Source organism: Salinarimonas sp. (genome assembly GCF_040111675.1).
Classification (GTDB): domain Bacteria; phylum Pseudomonadota; class Alphaproteobacteria; order Rhizobiales; family Beijerinckiaceae; genus Salinarimonas.
In genome coordinates, this window is the sequence record NZ_CP157794.1 from 2821618 (window position 1) to 2840125 (window position 18508).

18 protein-coding genes are annotated in these 18508 nt (G+C 71.2%); 8 read left to right on the plus strand and 10 right to left on the minus strand.

Going from position 1 to position 18508, the window contains the following annotated elements:
• The first annotated feature begins 59 nt into the window (after positions 1–59).
• Together ABL310_RS13095 and ABL310_RS13100 are read left to right on the plus strand one after the other, a co-directional pair.
• Complete coding sequence (locus ABL310_RS13095; RefSeq protein WP_349367455.1) at positions 60–941, plus strand: UDP-2,3-diacylglucosamine diphosphatase; 882 nt, start codon at positions 60–62, stop codon at positions 939–941.
• Positions 941–1972 carry a glycosyltransferase family 1 protein gene (locus ABL310_RS13100; RefSeq protein WP_349367456.1) on the plus strand — a complete coding sequence of 344 codons (1032 nt, stop codon included), beginning with the start codon at positions 941–943 and terminating at the stop codon, positions 1970–1972. The genes ABL310_RS13095 and ABL310_RS13100 overlap by 1 nt, the downstream gene beginning before the upstream one ends.
• Before the next feature lie 22 nt (positions 1973–1994).
• Here ABL310_RS13100 and mgtE read toward each other — a convergent pair whose 3' ends face one another.
• On the minus strand, positions 1995–3434 hold the full coding sequence (gene mgtE / locus ABL310_RS13105) for a magnesium transporter (protein ID WP_349367457.1): 1440 nt from the start codon (positions 3432–3434) through the stop codon (positions 1995–1997).
• A gap of 233 nt (positions 3435–3667) precedes the next feature.
• Here mgtE and ABL310_RS13110 point away from each other — a divergent pair, with 233 nt between their 5' ends.
• The 4 genes from ABL310_RS13110 (at position 3668) to ABL310_RS13125 (ending at position 5932) form a co-directional block, all read left to right on the plus strand.
• Positions 3668–3925, plus strand: coding sequence for a hypothetical protein (locus ABL310_RS13110; protein WP_349367458.1), 258 nt, complete (start codon positions 3668–3670; stop codon positions 3923–3925).
• 85 nt (positions 3926–4010) lie between these two features.
• Entirely contained in the window at positions 4011–4613 is a 603-nt protein-coding gene (locus ABL310_RS13115) for a glutathione peroxidase (protein ID WP_349367459.1), read from the plus strand.
• 193 nt (positions 4614–4806) lie between these two features.
• Positions 4807–5385: an XRE family transcriptional regulator gene (locus ABL310_RS13120; protein ID WP_349367460.1), complete on the plus strand. Its 579-nt coding sequence runs from the start codon at positions 4807–4809 to the stop codon at positions 5383–5385.
• 13 nt (positions 5386–5398) lie between these two features.
• Positions 5399–5932, plus strand: a complete 534-nt coding sequence (locus ABL310_RS13125; RefSeq protein WP_349367461.1) for a GNAT family N-acetyltransferase — start codon at positions 5399–5401, stop codon at positions 5930–5932.
• Between the two features lie 3 nt (positions 5933–5935).
• Here ABL310_RS13125 and ABL310_RS13130 read toward each other — a convergent pair whose 3' ends face one another.
• The 5 genes from ABL310_RS13130 to topA all read right to left on the minus strand — a co-directional run bounded on the left by ABL310_RS13130 (position 5936) and on the right by topA (position 10378).
• Positions 5936–6370 (minus strand): hypothetical protein, encoded by a 435-nt coding sequence (locus ABL310_RS13130; protein WP_349367462.1) that lies wholly within the window; start codon positions 6368–6370, stop codon positions 5936–5938.
• Between the two features lie 13 nt (positions 6371–6383).
• On the minus strand, positions 6384–6707 hold the full coding sequence (locus tag ABL310_RS13135; protein ID WP_349367463.1) for a DUF4258 domain-containing protein: 324 nt from the start codon (positions 6705–6707) through the stop codon (positions 6384–6386).
• Between the two features lie 125 nt (positions 6708–6832).
• Positions 6833–7219: a VOC family protein gene (locus ABL310_RS13140; RefSeq protein ID WP_349367464.1), complete on the minus strand. Its 387-nt coding sequence runs from the start codon at positions 7217–7219 to the stop codon at positions 6833–6835.
• Positions 7220–7223: 4 nt separating this feature from the next.
• Entirely contained in the window at positions 7224–7604 is a 381-nt protein-coding gene (locus ABL310_RS13145) for a DUF1232 domain-containing protein (protein WP_349367465.1), read from the minus strand.
• On the minus strand, positions 7601–10378 hold the full coding sequence (topA, locus tag ABL310_RS13150; RefSeq protein WP_349367466.1) for a type I DNA topoisomerase: 2778 nt from the start codon (positions 10376–10378) through the stop codon (positions 7601–7603). Before topA ends, ABL310_RS13145 begins: the two co-directional genes overlap by 4 nt.
• A 232-nt stretch (positions 10379–10610) precedes the next feature.
• Between topA and ABL310_RS13155 the strand changes: the two genes are divergently transcribed.
• Positions 10611–11213, plus strand: coding sequence for an HAD family phosphatase (locus ABL310_RS13155; protein WP_349367467.1), 603 nt, complete (start codon positions 10611–10613; stop codon positions 11211–11213).
• Between the two features lie 148 nt (positions 11214–11361).
• On the opposite strand, the gene ABL310_RS13160 is transcribed toward ABL310_RS13155, so the two are convergent.
• From ABL310_RS13160 to ABL310_RS13170, 3 genes are all read right to left on the minus strand, one after another.
• Positions 11362–14559 (minus strand): efflux RND transporter permease subunit, encoded by a 3198-nt coding sequence (locus ABL310_RS13160; RefSeq protein WP_349367468.1) that lies wholly within the window; start codon positions 14557–14559, stop codon positions 11362–11364.
• Positions 14556–15926, minus strand: coding sequence for an HlyD family efflux transporter periplasmic adaptor subunit (locus ABL310_RS13165; protein ID WP_349367469.1), 1371 nt, complete (start codon positions 15924–15926; stop codon positions 14556–14558). Before ABL310_RS13165 ends, ABL310_RS13160 begins: the two co-directional genes overlap by 4 nt.
• 108 nt (positions 15927–16034) lie before the next feature.
• Entirely contained in the window at positions 16035–16865 is an 831-nt protein-coding gene (locus ABL310_RS13170; RefSeq protein ID WP_349367470.1) for a polyphosphate kinase, read from the minus strand.
• 100 nt (positions 16866–16965) lie between these two features.
• On the opposite strand from ABL310_RS13170, the gene ABL310_RS13175 reads away from it, so the two are divergent.
• On the plus strand, positions 16966–17676 hold the full coding sequence (locus ABL310_RS13175) for a hemolysin III family protein (protein ID WP_349367471.1): 711 nt from the start codon (positions 16966–16968) through the stop codon (positions 17674–17676).
• A gap of 19 nt (positions 17677–17695) precedes the next feature.
• Here the strand turns inward: ABL310_RS13175 and ABL310_RS13180 are convergent, their stop codons facing one another.
• On the minus strand, positions 17696–18424 hold the full coding sequence (locus ABL310_RS13180) for a cytochrome c biogenesis protein CcdA (RefSeq protein WP_349367472.1): 729 nt from the start codon (positions 18422–18424) through the stop codon (positions 17696–17698).
• Positions 18425–18508: the final 84 nt, after the last annotated feature.

Consider the following 18508-nt stretch of genomic DNA (forward strand, 5'->3'; position numbering starts at 1 on the left):
ATCAAAGTGCAATGGAGAATCGGTTCTTGTCCGGAAAACCGCCGGAGCGGAGCTGAAGAGTGACCGAAGACGATCAATCGATCCGCGTGCGGACCTTGTTCCTGTCGGATTTCCATCTCGGCACGCGCGACTGCCAGGCCGACATGCTGCTCGCCTTCCTGCGCCGTTACGATGCGGACGTGATCTATCTCGTCGGCGACATCATCGACGGCTGGAAGCTCAAGAAGGGCTGGGTCTGGCCGCAATCGCACAACGACGTGGTCCAGAAGCTCCTGCGCAAGGTGCGCAAGGGCGCGCGGCTGATCTACCTGCCGGGGAACCACGACGAGTTCCTGCGCGACTATATCGGCGCCAATTTCGGCGGCATCGAGGTCTGCGAGAAGGCGCTTCACGAGACGGCCGCCGGGGAGAGGCTCCTCGTCATCCACGGCGACCAGTTCGACATGGTGGTCAAGCACGCGAAGTGGCTGGCGCACCTGGGCGACTGGGCCTACTCTCTGGCGCTCGTATCGAACACCTACGTCAACGTGGTGCGCCGCCGGCTCGGGCTGACCTACTGGTCGCTCTCGGCGTGGGCCAAGCTGAAGGTCAAGAACGCGGTGAACTTCATCTCCAAGTTCGAGGAGTTCCTGGTGGAGGAGGCCCGCGACCAGGGCGCCACCGGCGTCGTCTGCGGGCACATCCACCACGCCGCCCAGCGCGACATCGGCGGGATGCGCTACCTCAATTGCGGCGACTGGGTCGAGAGCTGCACGGCCGTCGTCGAGCATTACGACGGCCGGCTGGAGCTGATCCGCTGGGTCGAGGCCATGGCCGCCGAGGCCGCCGAGGCCGCCGACGGCGAGGCGCCCGCGCCGGAGCCCGTTCGGCCCGCCCGCCTCGCCAGGCGCCGGGACGCCGAGATCGCCCCCGCGGCGGCGGGCTCGAAAGCCGTCGCCTGATGCGCCTTCTCGTCGCGACGGACGCCTGGCGTCCGCAGATCAACGGCGTCGTGCGTTCGCTGGAATACATGGCGGAGCTCGCCCCCGAGTTCGGCGCCGAGGTGAGCCTCGTCACCCCGAGCGACTTCCGCTCCGTGCCGATGCCGACCTATCCCGAGATCCGCCTCGCGCTCGCGCGGCCGCGGGCCATCGCCCGGCGCATCGAGGAGCTTGCGCCCACCCACATCCACATCGCCACCGAAGGCCCGATCGGGATCGGGGCGCGCAAGATCTGCCTCGCCCACGGCTTCCCCTACACGACGAGCTATCACACCCGCTTCCCGGAATACGTCGCCGCCCGCGCGCCGGTCCCCGAACGCTGGATCTACCGGGCGATCCGCCGCTTCCACAATACCGGGCGCGGCATCATGGTCGCGACGGACTCCCTCGAGGCGGACCTGCGGCAGCGGGGCTTCGCCAACATCCTGCGCTGGGGCCGCGGCGTCGATACCGAGCTGTTCCGCCCCCGCGAGCGCCGCGTCGTCGAGGCGCCCGGCCCGATCTTCCTCTATGTCGGCCGCGTCGCCGTGGAGAAGAACATCGGCGCCTTCCTCGCCCTCGACCTGCCCGGGACCAAGGTCGTCGTCGGCGACGGCCCGGCGCGGGCCGAGCTCGAGCGCAAGCATTCGGACGCGGTGTTCCTGGGCGCGAAGACCGGCGAGGCGCTCGCCGAGGTCTACGCCTCGGCCGACGTGTTCGTCTTTCCGAGCCTCACCGACACGTTCGGCATCGTGCTGCTCGAGGCGCTGGCCTCGGGCCTGCCGATCGCGGCCTACCCGGTCACCGGCCCGCTCGACGTGGTCGGCGACAGCGGCTGCGGCGTGCTCGACCAGGACCTGCGGGCCGCCGCGCTCGCCGCGCTCGAGATCCCCCGCGATCGCTGCCGCGCCTACGGCGAGACCTTCACCTGGCGCGAGAGCGCGCGGCAGTTCTTCGGCAACATCCGCAAGGCGGCGGGGAACGAGCCCGTGGTCGACGTCTCGCGGCTCTGACGCGACGGCGGCGGCCCGTGGGTCAGCCGATCCCGAACCACACGCTCGCGATCCCCAGGAAGGCGAAGAACCCGATCACGTCCGTCACCGTCGTCACGAACGGGCCCGACGACACGGCGGGGTCGATCTTGAAGCGGTCGAGGACGAGCGGGATCACGATGCCGCCGAGCGCGGCGGAGACGAGCGTGATGACGAGCGCGAGGCCGATCACCGGTCCCAGGCTCGGCAGGTCGAACCACACCGCGGCGACGATCCCCATCAGCACCGCGAACGCCGCGCCGTTCAGGAGCCCTACCACGATCTCGCGGCGCACGATGCGCATGGCGTTGGCGCGGCCCAGCTGGCGCGTGCCGAGCGCCCGCACGGCCACCGTCATGGTCTGGGTGCCCGCGTTGCCCCCCATGGAGGCGACGATCGGCATCAGCACCGCGAGCGCCACCATCTGCTCCAGCGCCTCGGCGAAGAAGCCGATCACCACCGACGCGAGGATGGCGGTGAGCAGGTTGACGAACAGCCAGGTGAAGCGCGAGCGGGTGATGTACCAGACGGAATCCGAGAGCTCCTCGTCCGCCTTGACGCCGCCGAGCGCCTTGATGTCGGCGTCCGCCTCCTCCTCGAGCACGTCGACGATGTCGTCGACGGTGATCACGCCGACCATGCGCCCCGCCGCGTCGACCACGGCGGCGGAGACGAGGTTGTAGCGCTGGAACACGCGCGCGGCCTCCTCCTGCTCGTCGGTGGCGAGGATGGCGTGCTCGGCAGGGTTCATGATCTCGGCGATGCGCTTGGGGCGCTGCGTGCGCAGGATGCGGTCGAGCGAGACCGAGCCCTTGAGCCGCACCGTGGGATCGACGACGTAGATCTCGTAGAAGGTCTCCGGCAGGTCCTGGCTCTCGCGCATGAAGTCGATCGTCTGGCCGACCGTCCAGAACGGCGGCACGGCGATGAACTGCGTCTGCATGCGCCGGCCGGCGGCGTTTTCCGGCAGGTCGAGGGAGCGCTGCAGCGCCGCCCGCTCCATGGCAGGCAGCTTCTGCAGGATCTCGAACTTCTCCTCGTCCTCGAGATCCTCGAGAATGTAGACCGCGTCGTCGATGTCGAGCTCGCGCATGCCGTCGACGACGAGCTCGGTCGGCAATTCGCGCAGCATCGCGACGCGGATGGTCTCGTCCACCTCCGTGAGCGCGGTGAAGTCGAGGTCGGGTCCGTAGAGCGCGAAGAGCGCGAGCCGCTCCTCCTGGAAGAGCGCCTCGATGAGATCGCCGAGATCGGACTCGTGCAGGTCGCCCACGAGGGAACGCAGGCCCTCCCCGTCCTGCGCCTCGAGCGCCGCGCGTACGGCGTCGAGGAAGCCGCGGGAGACCCCCCCGTCCTCCTCGTCGCGGAACACAGGGGGCGGGCTCGCCTGCGAGACGCCGACGGCCGCAATCTCCGGCGCGAGCGTGTCGTCGGCGTCAGCCATGCGCCACTCCTTACGCGATTCGAGGGGAGGTCAGCCCCGTTCTAGGGTGGCGGCCGCGCTCTGGCAACGCCGCGCCGACGATCCGCCTCGGCGAGGCCGATCCGCGCGCATCCCGATCTCGTCTCGTTAACGGCGTCGTGGTAGCGTCATCTTTCAAGGGCACGGTCGAAAGCCCGGGGGGAGCGAAGGGCCGGATGGGGCGCCGACAGGCGGCCGGACGTGAGGAGGAGGTCATGACGACATCCACGGCGAGACGGCACGACCGCTCCCGCCCGAAGCCGCCGAGCCGCAGCGCGCGCGATCTCGCCGAGGGCAAGGCCGTCGGCATCGAGGCGCACGCCTCCCATCTCAAGCGCGCCGCGCAATCGGCAGGCGAAGCCTTCGCCTGGACAGCGGACGAGCCGGCCCCCCGTGCGCGCGGCTACGGCTCGACGGCGATCTGGGTCACCGCCGGCGCGGTCGCCGCACTGGGGCTCTACGTCGCATTCTGAGAGGCCGAGCGCAGGCTTGGCGGGCGAGGCGTCCGCGCCATCTCCTCGTGCGATGCCCCTCGCCCGAGACCGACGGAGCCCGCCCGTGCCGATCCGCCTCGCCGTCCTCGCCGCCGGCCTTCTCGCCCTCGCCCCCGCGGCCGTGCTCGCCGCCGCCGGCGTCGCCGCGTCCTCCGCCCGCGCCGAGGAGCCGGCGCCGATGTCCCGCCCCACGGCGCACGCCTTCTCCTTCGACGGGATCGAGGGCGGGCGCATCGACCTCGCCGCCCATGCGGGGCGCCCGGTCCTCGTGGTCAACACCGCGTCGCGCTGCGGCTTCACGAGCCAGCTCGGCGGCCTGCAGACCCTGCACGAGCGCTACGGCCCGCGCGGGCTCGTGGTGATCGGCGTGCCCTCCAACGACTTCCGCCAGGAACTGTCCGACAACGCGGACATCGCCGCCTTCTGCGAGGGCGCCTACGGCGTCACCTTCCCCCTCGCGGCCAAGAGCCACGTGATCGGGGCCGACGCCCACCCCTTCTACGCCTGGGCCGCGCGCGAGCGCCCGGGCCAGGGCCCGCGCTGGAACTTCCACAAGTACCTGGTGGGCCCGGACGGCCGCCTCGCCGCCGCCTTCGGCACCACGACCGCGCCCACCGACCCGCGCGTGATCATGGCGATCGAGCGGGCGCTCGCGGCCGGGACGTGATGACGGACGCGACGCCGCCATCTCCGCGCGGCGGAGATGGGCCGCGCATGCGGGGCGGAGGGGCGGTCTGGAGTTCGACCTAGCCCTCCCCACCCGATGGCCGTCCACCGTCGACCTCCCCTGCGGAGAGGTATCGGGGCCGTGTCCGCAGCCGATGGCTTGACATCTCCGATCGGAGAAATATTCTCCGATCATGGAACCGACCCCTACCTCACTTCCCGCGCGCCTGCGCGCGGCGCGCATCGCGCGCCGCTGGACGCTCGACCAGCTCGCCGACGCCGCGGGCGTCGGGCGCGCCACGATTTCCAAGATCGAGCGCGGCGACGCCAGCCCCACCGCCGCCATCCTGGCCCGGATCGCCGCGGGGCTCGAGGTCAGCGTCGCCTCTCTCTTTTCGGAGAACGCCGCACCCGCGCCGGCCGCGGCGTCCCCCCTCGCCCGCGCCGCCGACCAGGCGACCTGGACCGATCCGGAGAGCGGCTACGTGCGCCGCAACGTCTCGCCGCCCGGGGCGGCGGGGGCGGCGGAGATCGTCGACGTGACCTTCCCGCCCGGGCGGCGCGTGCTGCTCGACAACCCGTTCGGCTGGCACGGCCTCGCCCAGCAGGTCTGGGCCCTGGAGGGCGCGATCGAGATCACGGTCGGCGAGGTGACGACCCGCCTCGCCGCCGGCGATTGCCTGTTCCTGCGGCTCGACCGCCCCGTCGCCTTCCACAATCCCGGCGAGACGCCCGCGCGCTACGCGGTGGTGCTCTCGCGCCTGACCGCCTGAGGGAGGCCTCGCGATGCCAGACGCCGTCGTCCGCCGCCTCGATGCGACCGAGGCCGCCGCCCGCTGCGGCGAGCTCGCCGAGATCCTGCTCGACTGCGTCGCGGGCGGCGCCTCGGTCTCCTTCATGGCGGACACGACGCCGGAGGACGCCCGCGCCTTCTGGGCCGGCGTCGCCGAGAGCGTGGCGGCGGGGCGCACGATCCTGGTCATCGCCGAGAGCGCGGAGGGCCGGCTCCTCGGCACGGCGCAGGTGAGCGCCGCGGGCAAGCCGAACCAGCCCCATCGCGGCGACCTCGCCAAGATGCTGGTCCACCGCGCGGCCCGCGGCCGCGGCCTCGGTGCAGCCCTCCTCGCCGCCGCCGAGCGCGAGGCGCTGGCCGCCGGCCTCTGGCTGCTCGTGCTGGACACCACGCCCGGCACGCCGGCCGATCGGCTCTATACGCGGGGCGGCTGGGTGCCCGTGGGCGTCATCCCGGATTTCGCGCTGTGGCCCCAGGGCGGGCTCGGGGCGACGAAGGTGTTCTACAAGGATCTACGCGCAGGGTGAGGGTCAGGCGGCGCGGGCCCAGCCCTCGTCGCCGCGCGCCAGCCGCAGCGCCCGCGCCCGGCCCGGTTCGGGAAGATTTGTTGCGCGGCCGTCCCCGGCGCGATCCAGAAACGCTGCGTACGCCTTTCTGAGGAGACGATCGGCTTCGACGGGAACGGGCTCGCTCCGCGCCGACTCCCAAGTGCATATCGTATCCGCCGATACCCCGAGCCCTTCAGCGATCGCGTCCGGCGCCGCGTCGATCTCGATGCGCAGGAACCGGAACTCGGCTCCCGTCAACGGTTCCGTGCGCACGAGCAGCCACCGCCCGATCGCCACGTGCAAGCTGCCGACGTTCTGGATCGATACGAGATCGCCGTAATTGGGATGTGTTTCGATGCTGTAGCCGTTCTCCAACCAGACGTAGTCTAGGCCGGATTCCGTGTAATGGTAGCTCACCTCACGCTCCCGCTCATCGGTACGCCGTGACGACGATAATCTGCCTCTCCCACTCCAGCGCCGCAACCACCGTCAGCCCTTCGCCGGCGAGATGCCGGTAGATTTCTGCCTGCCAATTCCCGAACCTGTTCAGGTACGGATCCGTTTGAACCGTGCCGAGCCGAAGGCAGCGCTCGATCTGCGCCAGCGATATCTGCCGCTCAGGGTGGTCGCGTCTCAAGTGCAGCGAGACCTTGACTCGGCCGTCTGCCAGAAGCGCCGACACGCGCGCCTTGAACGCAGATCGAGTCACTCGCACAGGCGCTCCGCCCGGCGCCTTCTCGCCAGCGTCGGACATCGCGCTCCCACCCGTGACGAACCACCTCTTTAATAATGGATCGGGGTGAAGATTTCAATATTTTTGGTTGCATCTCAGCGTGGTTCCACAAGCTACTACGACGCGTGCGGCGAGGGCCGCTCTCCTCACACCCCCGCCGCCTCGATCAAGTCCCACGAATTCCCGAACGGGTCGGCGAACTTCGCCACCGTTCCGTAGGCCTCCCGGCGCGGCGTCTCGAGGAAGCGCCCGCCGGCGGCCTCGATGCGGGCGCGGGCGTGGGTGAAGTCGTCGGTGTGGAGGAAGAAGGCGACGCGCCCGCCGGTCTGGTCGCCGATGCGGGCGGCCTGATCGGGGCTCGCGGCGCGGGCGAGGAGCAGGTCCGCGCCGCCGCCCGGCGGGCGCACGACGACCCAGCTCTTGGTCTCGGAGAGCGGCGTGTTCTCGACGACCGAGAAGCCGAGCCCATCCGCGAAGAAGGCGAGGCCGGCCTCGTAGCTCGGCACGACCAGGGTCACGAGCGCGAGGCGCATCGCGTCAGGCTCCCGCCATCCAGCCGTATCCCCACCAGGCGAGCGCGGTGAGGGCGACGAGCCACATCACCGCCCCGGCCAGGGGACGGGCGCGCCCGCGCGGCAGCGGCGGCCGGCCCGCCTCGACCCGGGCGCGATGGTCCGCGAGCTGCTCCGGCGGGATCAGCCGCGAGAGCAACGCGAGCCCGCCCACGACGACGAGGAGGTCGTCGGCGAGCCCCGTGAGCGCGTTCCAGTCCGGCACGAGATCGAGCGGGCTGACGACGTAGAGCACGACGAGCACGGCCAGCGCCTTCGCCGTACGCGGCGCATGCGGATCGCGCACCGCGCGCGCCAGCGTGACGAGATCGGCGCGGATGCGCCGGGCGCCGTCGCGCAGGCTCACGAGGCCGCCTTTCGCGCCGGCCGCGGCGCGGCATCCGCCTCGGCGTCGGCCGCCTTCTTCGTCGTGGCGGCCTTCTTGGCGGTGGACGCCTTCTTCGTCGTCGACGCCTTCTTGGCGGCCGGCTTCTTGGCGGCCGGCTTCTTCGTCGCCGTCTTCTTGGCCGGCGCCTCGGCGCCCTCCTCGCCCGCGGCGGCCTTCTTCGCGGCCGGCGCCTTCTTGGTCGCCGCCTTCCTCGTCGTCGCTTTCTTCGCCCCGCCGGAGGCCCGGCGCGCCTTGAGGAGCCCCGCCGCCTCCTCCAGCGTCACGGCCTCGGCCTCCATGCCCTTGGGCAGGGTGGCGTTGGTCTTGCCGTCGGTGACGTAGGGCCCGTAGCGGCCGGCCTTGACCACCACGGGCTTGCCGCTCTCGGGATCGTCCCCGAGCGGCCGGCCGGGATCGCCGCCGCCGCGACGCCCGCCGGCGCCGCTCTCCTTGGCGACGATGAGGTCGATCGCCCGGTTGGCGCCGATCTCCAGCACGTCGTCGTCCTTGCCCAGCGACGCGTAGGTCTTGCCGTGCTGGACATAGGGCCCGAAGCGGCCGACGCCGGCCTTGATCGGCTCGCCGGTCTCGGGGTGCTTCGCCACCTCGCGGGGCAGCGAGAGAAGCTTGAGCGCCTTCTCGAGGTCGACCGCGCCCGGCGTCATGCCCCGCGGCAGCGAGGCGCGCTTGGGCTTCTCGTCGCCCTCCGCCTCGCCGAGCTGGACGAAGGGGCCGAAGCGCCCGTCCCGCAGCGAGACCTCGAGGCCGGTCTCCGGGTCCTTGCCGAGCACGCGCGTTCCCGGCTGCCCGCCCTCGCCGTCGCCCTCGCCCTGCGCGGCGGAGAGCTGGCGGGTGTAGCGGCATTCGGGATAGTTCGAGCAGCCGATGAAGGCGCCGAACTTGCCGAGCTTGAGCGACAGCGTCCCCGCTCCGCAGGAGGGGCAGGCCCGTGGATCGGCCCCGTCGCCCTTGGGCGGGAAGATGTGCGGGGCGAGATAGTCGTTGAGCGCGTCGAGAACCTGCGTCGTGCGCAGCTCCTTGGTGTCGCCGACCGAGGCCGAGAAATCGCGCCAGAAATCGCGCAGCACCTGCTTCCAGTCGATCTCGTGGTTCGAGATCCGGTCGAGCTGCTCCTCCAGCGCGGCGGTGAAGTCGTATTCCACGTAGCGCTTGAAGAAGGCCTCCAGGAAGGCCGTGACGATGCGGCCCTTGTCGTGGGCGTGGAGGCGCTTCTTCTCCAGCGTGACGTATTCGCGGTCCTTCAGGACCTGCAGGATCGAGGCGTAGGTCGAGGGCCGGCCGATGCCGAGCTCCTCCATGCGCTTGACGAGGCTCGCCTCGGAATAGCGCGGCGGCGGCTCGGTGAAGTGCTGCGTCGCGCTGATGCGCTCGCGCTTGAGGGGATCGCCCGTCTCCATCGGCGGCAGGCGGCCCGATTCCTCGTCCTCCTCGTCGTCGCGGCCCTCCTGGTAGAGGGTGAGGAAGCCGTCGAACTTCACCACCTGGCCGGTGGCGCGCAGGTCGAGGGTGCGCGGGCCGACCGAGGCCGCGATGTCGGCCGTTGTGCGCTCCAGCAGCGCCGATTCCATCTGCGAGGCCGTGGTGCGCACCCAGATCAGCTCGTAGAGCTTCGCCTGCTCGGGATCGAGATAGCGCGCCACCTGCTTCGGCAGCCGGCCCATGTCGGTGGGGCGCACGGCCTCGTGGGCCTCCTGCGCGTTCTTGGCCTTGGTCGCGTACTTGCGCGGCACGTCCGGCACGTAGCGGTCGCCGAACTCGCGGCCGATCACGGCGCGCGCGGCGCGCACCGCCTCCGGCGCCATGTCGACGCCGTCGGTTCGCATGTAGGTGATGAGGCCCACCGTCTCGCCGCCGATCTCGACGCCCTCGTAGAGCCGCTGGGCGACGCGCATGGTCTGGGCCGGCGCCATGCCGAGCTTGCGCGAGGCCTCCTGCTGGAGCGTCGAGGTGGTGAAGGGCGGCTGCGGGTGGCGCTTGGCCGGCTTCGCCTCGATGTTCGAGACCGCGAAGGTCGCGATCTCGAGATCCTTCTTGAAGGCCTCCGCCTCCTCGCCCTTGCCGATGTCGAGGCGGGTGATCTTCCGGCCGTCGGCGCCGACGAGCCGCGCGTCGAAGACGCCGCCGTCCTTGGTCGCGAGCGTCGCGACGAGCGACCAGTACTCGCGCGGCACGAAGCTCTCGATCTCGCGCTCGCGGTCGCAGACGAGGCGCAGGGCCACCGACTGCACGCGGCCCGCCGAGCGCGAGCCCGGCAGCTTGCGCCAGAGCACCGGCGAGAGGGTGAAGCCGACGAGATAGTCGAGCGCGCGCCGCGCCAGGTAGGCGTCGACCAGGGCCTGGTCGATCTCCCGGGGCGCGCGCATGGCGGCGGCGACGGAATCCTTGGTGATGGCGTTGAAGGTGACGCGCTCGATCGGCATGCCCTTGAGCACGCGCTTCTCGTTGAGCGCCTCCAGAACGTGCCAGGAGATGGCCTCGCCCTCACGGTCCGGGTCGGTGGCGAGAATCAGCTTCTCCGCCCCCTTCACCGCCTTGGCGATCTCGGAGAGCCGCTTGGCGCCGCGGTCCTCGAGCTCCCAGAGCATGCGGAAGTCGTCCTCCGGGTCCACGGAGCCGTCCTTGGCCGGCAGGTCGCGGATGTGCCCGAAGCTCGCCAGGACCTCGTAGTCCCGGCCGAGATACTTGTTGATCGTCTTGGCCTTGGCGGGCGACTCGACGACGACGACTTTCATGCGTTCGTTCCAGGACGGGCGCGGATGTGGCGACGCGCCGCCGAGCCCCTGGCGACGGCGCGAGGGGTTTAAGTGGGCAAAGCGCGGGCGCGTGTCAAATCGGGAGAGGACCGGGCTGGACAGGCAACGCGCGACCGCGCGCCGCGGGCCCTCGATCGTGCGGCGGCCGTCTTGCGTCCGTCACGAAGCCGTGGCAGGCCCGGCGCGGCAGCCACGCGCACCGGAGCCTCCCATGACCGTCCTCGTCTTCGACGTCGGCAACGTGCTGATCCGCTGGGATCCGCGCTTCCTGTACGAGACGATGTTCGCCGACGCCGAGCGGATGGAGTGGTTCCTCGCCAATGTCTGCACGCCGGACTGGAACCTGGAGATGGATCGCGGCGCGGCCTTCGCCGATCAGGTCGCCGCCTTGTGCGCGCGCCATCCCGAATGGGAGGCCGAGATCCGGGCCTTCGACGCGCGCTGGGCCGACATGGTGCCGGGCGCCGTCGAGCCGAACATGGCGCTCCTGGAGCGCCTTCTCGGGCGGGGCGAGCCGATCTACGCCATCACCAACTTCTCGCGGGAGAAATGGGTGGAGGCGCAGGCGCGCTTTCCGCTTCTGACGCGGTTCGAGGGCGTCGTCGTCTCGGCGCACGAGCGGCTGATCAAGCCCGACCCGGCGATCTACCGCACGCTGCTCGACCGCTACGGCCTCGAGGCCTGGCGCTGCCTCTTCATCGACGATTCGGAGAAGAACGTGGCGGGCGCCCGCGCGGTCGGCATGCGCGCGCTCCACTGCCCGCTCGGGTTCGACCTCGAGGCGGGGCTGCGGGAGGCGGGCGTGGAGGTCTGACCAGCGTCGTCATCCTTCAGCCCGGCAAGCAGGCCGAGCTCGGCCCGAACGATCGTCGTTTCAGCGAGGCGGCGATGCAGGCTCTCCCCTCGCCCCGATGGCGAGGGACCGGGGGTGTGGGTCGTGCAGGCCAGTCGCCTCCGAGCCTCTACCCCGCCGGGGCGAGGCCGGCGGCGCGGAGATAGCCGCGCTTGATGCGGGCGAGGTCCTGGGCGACGCCGAGCAGCGCCGGCACCACGAACAGGATGATCAGCGCCGCGACGAGCAGCCCGAAGGAGAGCGTGATCGCGATCGGGATCAGGAACTGCGCCTGCAGGCTCTTCTCGGCGATCAACGGGGCCATGCCCCCGGACGTGGTCAGCGTCGTCAGCAGCACCGCGCGGAAGCGGTCGACGGAGGACGCCACCGCCGCCTCGGCGGGCTCCTGCCCGTCGCGGACGCGCTCGTTGTAGCGGTCGACGAGCACGATCGAGCCGTTGACCAGGATGCCCGAGAGCCCGAGCAGACCCACCATCGACAAAAAGGCGAACTGGAAGCCGAGCAGCCAGTGCCCGATCACCGCGCCGATGAAGCCGAAGGGAATGACGAGCATGACCAGGATCGGCTGCGACCAGTTCTGGAAGACGAGGGCGAGGATCACGTAGATCGCCGCGAGCGCGATGAGCGCGCCGAAGCCGAGGTCGCCGAAGGCCTTGGCCTGCGTCTCCGCGCGTCCGCGCACGGTCGTCTCGACGCCGTAGCGGGTGCGCAGCTCCGGCAGGATGTTGTCGACGACGTCGGCGCGCACCTCGCCCTCGGGCGTGACGTCGGCGTTGACGTCCGCCGTGACGGTGACGGCGACGCGCCCGTCGCGCCGCTGGACCAGCGCGAAGGCCGCGCGCTCCTCGATGGCGACCACGTCGCCGAGCCGCACCTGCGCGCCCGACGGCGTGCGCAGCATCATGTCGAGCAGGCCCGCCACCGAGAGGTCGGCGCCCTCCTGCACGACGCGGATCGTCACCTCCTCCTCGCCGGCGGCGAAGCGCATGGCGACCGCGCCCTGATAGACGCCGCGCACCTGCGAGACGATGGCGTCCGTCGTGAGCCCCAGCGCCTTGCCGCGCGGGGTGGGCGCGAGCACGATCTCGTTCTTGCCGAAGGGCGTGTCGTCGGCGATGCCGTAGACGCCCGGATAGTCGCGCAGCCGCAGCTTCAGCTCCTCGGCCGCGGCCTTGAGCGTGCCGAGCTCGGCGCCGGTGAAGGCGACGTCGATGTCCGAGCCCGGCGGGCCGGAGCGGCGGCCTGTAATGGAGATCTCGTCGAGGCCGGGGATCGCCGGCACGGCCTCCTCGAAGGCGGCGACCACCTCGGGCGTGCGGGTGAGGCGCTCCTCGCCGGGTGTGAGCTCGACCTCGACGGTCGCCATGTTGTCGCCGCGCTTCTGGCCGGCGACGCCGAGCCTCGCGAAATGATAGGTGACGACGCGCTCGCCGCGCTCCTCGAAGATGCGCCGGTCGGCGTCGTCGATCGCCTGCTCGACCCGCACGAGGGCGTCGATCATGGCGGCTTCCGACATGCCGGGCGCGAACATGATCTCGGCCGTGACGTATTCGGGCTCGGGCGTCGGGAAGAAGGTGAACTGCACCCGCCCGCCGGCGATGAGGCCCACGGAGAGGATCAGGGCCGCCACCGCCAGCGCGATGGTGGAATAGCGCCAGGCGAAGGCGATGCGCGCCAGCGCCCGGACCGGTCCGTTGCGGAACCGGTCGATGCCGCGCTCGAGCCCGGCGCGCATCCGCGCCATCAGCGAGGGCCGCACCCGGCGCGCCGCGCGGGCCTTGGCGCGCTCCTGCGCGGCCAGCGCGTGCCGCAGATGCGTCGGCAGGATGAGGAAGCTCTCGAACAGCGACGCCGCGAGCGCGACGACCACGACGAGCGGGATCGCCACGATGATCTGGCCGACGACGCCGGAGATCATGAAGACAGGCAGGAAGGCCGCCTGGGTCGTCGTCGTCGCGGCGATGACGGGGACGAGCATGCGCATCGCCGCGCCGTGGGCGGCCTGCGTCGGCGTCTTGCCCTCCTCGGTGAGCGTCACCGCGTGCTCGCCGACGATGATGGCGTCGTCGACGAGGATGCCGAGGACGAGGATGAGGCCGAGCAGCGAGATCGCGTTGATCGTCTGCCCCGTCGCCCACATCAGCGCGAAGGTGGCGAGCAGCGAGATCGGCACGCCCATCGCCACCCAGAAGGCGACGCGGGTGTTGAGGAAGAACAGGAGCACGAGGACGATGATCGCCATGCCCGTGAGGGCGTTGAGCGAGAGCGTCTCGATGCGGTCGGAGACCACCTGGGCGCGGATGTCGAAGAGCTGGGCGTCCACGGTGGGCGGCAGGCGCGCCTCGAGATCGGCGACGTAATCGAGCGCCGCGGTCATGCTCTCCAGCGTGTCGGCGCTCTCCGCGCGCTGGATGTCGAGCAGGATCGTCGGCTCGCCGCCCCGCAGGAGGCGCACGCCGCCGTCGCGCAGGGCCTCGCGGACGCTCGCGACGTCGCGCACGAAGACGCGCTCGCCCTCGGCGCTGGAGACGACCTCGACGGCGCCGATGCCGGATGGCCGGTCGGTGCGCGAGAGCGTCCGCAGGGTGCGCTCGCTCGCGCCCTCGAGCGTCCCGAGCGGCTCGGAGAGATTGGCGTTGGCGATGGCGCGGGACACGTCGGCGGCGGTGAGGCCGAGCCGGCGCATGGCGACGGGATCGACCTCGACCCAGAGCTCGCGGGCCCGGTCCCCGGTGAAGACGACGCGGTCGATGCCACGGTCGAGCAGCCCGTCGCGGGCCTCCCGCGCGATCGCCTTGAGCGAGTCCTCCGACACCGCGCCGGAGAGGGCGAGGATCGCCACCGTCTCGTAGAACTCGACGCGCGTGACGACCGGGCGCTCCGCATCCAGCGGCAGGGTGGTGACGGACGCGATCGCCTGCTCCACGTCGGAGAGCGCCTTGTCCATGTCGGCGCCCTCGACGAACTCGACGACGATGCGCGCCGAGCCCTCGACCGCGTAGGAGGTGATGTTGTCGACGCCGTCCAGGAAGCGCACCTCGGGCTCGATCACGTCGAGCACGGCGGTGGAGACGTCCTCCGGGCTCGCGCCCTGCCAGGCCACGGTGACGAAGATCGTCGGGATCTGGACGGTGGGGAAGAATTGCGTGTTGAGCCGCGTCAGCGCCATCAGGCCGAGCAGCGCCACGCCGAGCGCGAGCAGGTTGGCCGCGATGCGGTGGCGCAGGAAGCCGTTGATGATGCCGATGATGCCGCCGCCGCCCGTCGGCACGGCGTCTGTCTCGTCCTCGTCTCGCGCGGCGCTCATTCGCGCACCTCGACCAGCTGGCCGGCGCTGGCGGCGGTGAGCCGGGAGGCGAGGATGCGCGCACCCTCCGGGATGTCGGCGGCGCGCACGACGACGCCGTCCTCGCTCCAGGTGAGCACGTCGACCTCGACGCGCGCCAGACGGTTGTCCGCGTCGATCACGAAAACGCCGCCGTCGTAGAGCGCGGCGACGGGAAGCACCAGCGCGTCCTCGTAGACCTGGTCGGCGAGACGGGCCTCGACGAAGGCGCCCGGGCGCAGGACGTCGCTCTCCACCGCGTCGGTGAAGGCGGCGTAGGCGGCGAAGGAGGCGTCCGAGGCCTCCGCGGCGACGCGCGTCACCACCGCCTCGCGGGCGATCTCGGCGTTTCCGGCGCTCCAGACGACGGTGACGGGACGCCCCTCGAGCTCCCCGCCGGGGGCGAGCCGCGCGTATTGCCCGTCGGAGAGGAGGAAGCGCGCCTCGAGCCGGTCGGTCGCGACGAGCGTCGCGATCCGGTCGTTCTGCGAGACGATCTTGCCGACCTCCGCGCCGACGTTCGAGACCAGCGCGTCGAAGGGCGCGCGCAGGACCGTGTCGTCGAGATTACGCTCGGCCTGGGAGAGGGCGAATTGCAGCCGATCGAGCGAGGCCTCGATCTGGGTGCGCTGCGCGTCGTAGACGGAGAGCTGGTTCTCGCGGCTCTCGAGCGTGGCCTCCGCCTGCGAGACCCGCAGCTGCACGTCGTCGAAGGCCCGGGCGGTGGCGCTGCCGCTCTCGCGCAGCTGGGTGAGCCTGTCGAAATCGCGCTGGGCGATGGCGAGCTGCTCGCGGGCGCGCTCGATGCCGTCGGTCTCCTGGCGGCGGCGGGCGTCGAGCTCGGCGAGCCGGGCGCGGGCCTCGGCGAGGTCGGCGCGGGCGCGGATCAGGGCGCCCTCGTAGGCGAAGGGGTCGATGGTGACGAGCGCCTCGCCCTGCGCGATACGGGCGCCGTCGACGAGATCGTCCGAGACCTCGATCACCGGCCCGGAGACCAGCGCCCGCAGGTCGACCGAGCGGCCCGCGACGATGCGGCCGTAGACGGTGAGCGTCGGCTGCACGGCCCGGGGCGACGCGACCACCGCCGCGATCGGCCGGGCCTGCTCGCCCTGGCGCTCGACGGGCACGACGGGCTTCGTCGCGCGCATCCAGGAGAAGCCCGCGAGCGCGCCGACGATCAGCGCGACGGGAAGGACCACCATCACGAGGAGCCGCAGCGCCCGCCCGAGCCGCGCGAGCACGCTCGGCCGCCCCGCCGGCCGTCGGCCGTCCTCCGCGCGCTCGCGCGCAGCCCGTTCGTCGGTGAACGGGGGATCGTCGTTGACGCGCGCGTCCATGGTATCCGTCATCCTCGCGTTCCGCGGGTTCTCCGCTCCCGTCTCCCATATCCCCGTTTCGCAGGTGCGAATAGAACGTGAAGAAACGTAAAGCCGGGCGTCCCGCGCGCCACGTTCCTCTTACGTGCCCACGATCTCCCGCGGATCAATGCCGAGGCGTTCCTGCGCCTGCGCCAGGAGGTCGAGGTCGAGCGGACGGGGCGCGAGGTCCACGCCGTCGGACAGCGTCTCGACGATGGTCGTCAACGCCTTGAGGCGACCCGCCTTCTTCTGCTCGGAGGAGAGCGCCGTCCAGGGCGCTCGAGCGGTCGAGGTGCGGCGGATCATCTCCTCCACGGCGGCCGCGTAGTGCGGCCATTTCTCGCGGTTGCGAAGGTCCTCGTAGGAGAGCTTCCAGCGCTTGAGCGGGTCGCGCAGGCGCTGGACGAAGCGCTTCTTCTGCTCGTGCGGGGAGATGTGCAGGAACAGCTTCACGATCCGCACGCCGTCGTCGAGCAGCATCCGCTCGAAGGCGCGGATCTCGCCGTAGGCGCGCTGCCAGTCCGCCCGCTCGGCGTAGCCCTCGACGCGCTCCACCAGAACGCGCCCGTACCAGGAGCGGTCGAAGATCACGATCTCGCCCGCGGCCGGCAGCCGGCTCCAGAAGCGGTGGAGATAGTGGTGGCGCTGCTCGAAGGGCGACGGCGCGCCGATCGGCCAGACCTTGAAGCCGCGCGGGTCCATCGCGGCCGCCATCCGCCGGATCGTGCCGCCCTTGCCGGCGGCGTCCCACCCCTCGAACACGATGAGCCCGCGCTCGCCGGTATGGAGAAAGGCCTGCTGGATGCGCTTGAGCTCGGTCTGAAGCCGCGCCTCCTCGGCGAGGTAGCTCTCCTGGTCGACGCGGACCGAGAGGTCCACCCGGGCGAGGTGAAAATCTTCGTGAACCAGGCGGTGCTCGTCCGAACTCATGCTAGTCTCCCGGAACGGCCGCGACCGGCCGTCGTTTTGCTCTCGCCTGCGAGGGCGGCGACGTCCGCGCGGATCTCCGCGAGCCGAGGAGGCGCGATCCATGACGGAGACCCCCGTTCCGAAAGCCCCCGTTCTCACGGCGCCCGCCGCCTACGTCCCGCCCGCGCGGGTGAAGTGGGACTATAGCAGAGCCGAGCTCATCGCCGACGGCATCGTGCATGCCCTCGGCGTGAAGGCCGCCCTCGTCGGCGTCGTTCTGCTCGCGCTGTTCGCGGCCGAGCGCGCCGGCGCGCTGGAGATGACCGGGGTCGCGGTCTACTGCTTCGGCCTGCTGAGCGTGCTCAGCGTCTCGGCGGTGTACAACCTCTATCCCGCCTCGCGCACGAAGTGGATCCTGCGGCGCTTCGACCATGCGGCGATCTACCTGCTGATCGCAGGCACCTACACGCCCTTCCTCACCCAGCTCGACAGCGCGGTCGCGACGCCGCTCCTCGTCATCGTCTGGGGCGCGGCGGCCGTCGGGATCGCCTTGAAGCTCGCTTTTCCCGGGCGCTGGGACAAGGCGGCCGTGCTGCTCTATCTCGGGATCGGCTGGAGCGGGGTCTTCGCCGGGCCCGCCGTGATCGAGGCGCTCTCGCCGACGACGCTCTGGCTCATCGCGGTGGGCGGGGCGACCTACACGGTGGGCGTGATCTTCCATCTCTGGGAGAGCCTGCGCTACCACAACGCCATTTGGCACGCCTTCGTGCTCGTCGCCTCGGGCTGCTTCTACTTCGCGGTGCTCGACTGCATGGTGCTGGCCAAGGGGTGAGCGGCGATCGGCCCGGGCCTCACCCCAGCGTCGCCAGCGCCGGGAAGGTCTCCAGCAGCCAGAAGGACATCGCCTGGATGCCGCCCGTCAGGAAGGCGATGCCGGTGAGCACGAGCAGCGCCCCCATCGCCTTCTCGACGTAGACGAAGCGCGACTTCATGCGCTTGAGGAAGGCGATGAAGGGCTTCATCGCGAAGGCGGCGAGGACGAAGGGGATGCCGAGCCCGGCGGAATAGACGGCGAGCAGGAAGGCGCCGCGCCCGACGCTCGCCTCGGAGCCCGCCACCGCCAGGATCGCGGCGAGGATCGGCCCGATGCAGGGCGTCCAGCCGAAGGCGAAGGCGAGCCCCATCACGTAGGCCCCGCCGAGCCCCGCCGAGGAGCCGCCCTGGAAGCGCGCCTCGCGATACAGCAGCGCGATGCGGAAGACGCCGAGGAAGTGCAGGCCCATCACGATGATGACCGCGCCGGCGAGATAGCCGAACACGTCCATGTACTGGCGCACCAGCTGCCCGAAGAACGAGGCCGTCGCCCCGAGCGCGGTGAACACGGTGGAGAAGCCGAGGACGAACACGACGGCGGTGAGCAGCGCGCGGCGGCGAACCGCCCAATCGTCCTCGCGCTGGATCTCCTCCACCGAGACGCCCGCGAGGTACGACATGTAGGGCGGCACCAGCGGCAGCACGCAGGGCGAGAGGAAGCTGATGAGCCCGCCCGCGAGGGCGGCGAGGAGCGACACGTCCGTCATGAGCGTCGGTGTAATCCGTATGCGGCCGGCGGAAAAGCGCGGCCGCCCGGCTCTCGCGGCCTCGTGATGCGCCGTGATACAGGA